This is a genomic window from Kitasatospora nipponensis (assembly GCF_039528135.1).
Classification (GTDB): Bacteria; Actinomycetota; Actinomycetes; order Streptomycetales; family Streptomycetaceae; genus Kitasatospora; species Kitasatospora nipponensis.
Window position 1 is genome coordinate 1 of the sequence record NZ_BAAALF010000474.1, and the last position, 1,286, is coordinate 1,286.

Sequence of the window (1,286 nt, forward strand, 5' to 3'; positions counted from 1 at the left end):
CGCGGGGCCCCGCCGGCCCGCGGCCCCCCCCCCCCCCCCGGCCGCCGCCACCACCTCTGCCTCTGCCGGAGCCGTCGCCGGACCCGTCGCCGGACCCGTCGGTGTCGTGCGCGGGCGCGCTCACCGGGCACCGCCGGTGGTCAGCCGGGGGCTCGGCTCCGGCACCCCGAGCGGGATGTCCGGTACCGCCGCCTGGTCCTCCGGCGGCGGCAGCACCGGCTGCCAGCCGTACCGCCGCACCGCCGCGACCAGCGCGTCCACCATCACCGGGTCGAACTGGCTGCCCGCGCAGCGCCGCAGTTCGGCGACCGCCTCCGGCACCGGGCGCCCGCGGCGGTAGGAGCGGGTGGAGGTCATCGAGTCGAAGGCGTCGGCCACCGCGATGATCCGGGCGAACTCGGGGATCCGCTCCCCGGCCAGGCCGTGCGGGTAGCCGCGGCCGTCCAGCCGCTCGTGGTGGTGCAGGATGCCGGCGTGCGCCTCGCCCAGGAAGTCGATGCCGCGCACCAGCTCGTGGCCGTACTGCGGGTGCACCTCCACCGCACGGCGCTCGGCCTCGGTCAGCGGACCGTTCCTGCGCAGCAGTTCGGTCGCGACCCCCAGCTTGCCCACGTCGTGCAGGGTCCCCGCGAAGTGCAGGGTGCGCAGCCGCTCGCCGGTCATGCCGAGCTGACCGGCGATCAGCACCGAGGCCCGGCCCACGCGTTCGCTGTGCCCGCGGGTGTAGGAGTCCTTGATCTCCACCGCCTGCACCAGCGCCTCCACGGTGGCCCGGTGCGCGGCCCGTTCGCGGTGTCCCTGGGCGAAGACCCAGGCCGAGATGGAGAGCGGCAGCAGCGCCAGCACCGCCGCGAACGCCCCGTACGGGCCCTGCCAGAGGACCGCCATCATCAGTCCGCCGAGCGCGTGCACCAGGGCCGCCGGGCCCAGCACCGAGAGCGCGCCGCGGCGCAGCTCGGCGGCCGGGCAGCGCTCGGCGAGCAGTCGGATCCCGCCCACCAGCACGCCGTTGACCAGCGAGAAGGCCAGCACGGCGCCCGCCGGCGGCAGCAGCGCGGCCGGGTAGCGGGCCCCGAGCAGCAGGCGCGGTCCGTCCAGCAGGTGGAAGAGCGCGGCGGCCGGCCAGGCGGCCAGCGCGAACTGGGCGGCGTTCCAGGCCCGGCGCAGCAGCCGGGGGGCGGCGGTCGCGCCGGTGAGCACCGCGGGCAGCGCGGGCAGCGCGGCGGCCGAGGGCGGCAGCATCAGCACGCCGGCGATCAGCACCAGCAGGAAGGTGTGGGCGCTGG

Annotated in this window: 1 protein-coding gene; it reads right to left on the minus strand. The window is 77.6% G+C overall.

Going from position 1 to position 1,286, the window contains the following annotated elements; translation table 11 throughout:
* Nucleotides 1-120: 120 nt before the first annotated feature.
* Nucleotides 121-1,286 (minus strand): HD-GYP domain-containing protein (locus ABD323_RS41280; protein ID WP_344447228.1); only part of this gene is annotated, 1,166 nt, incomplete at its 5' end.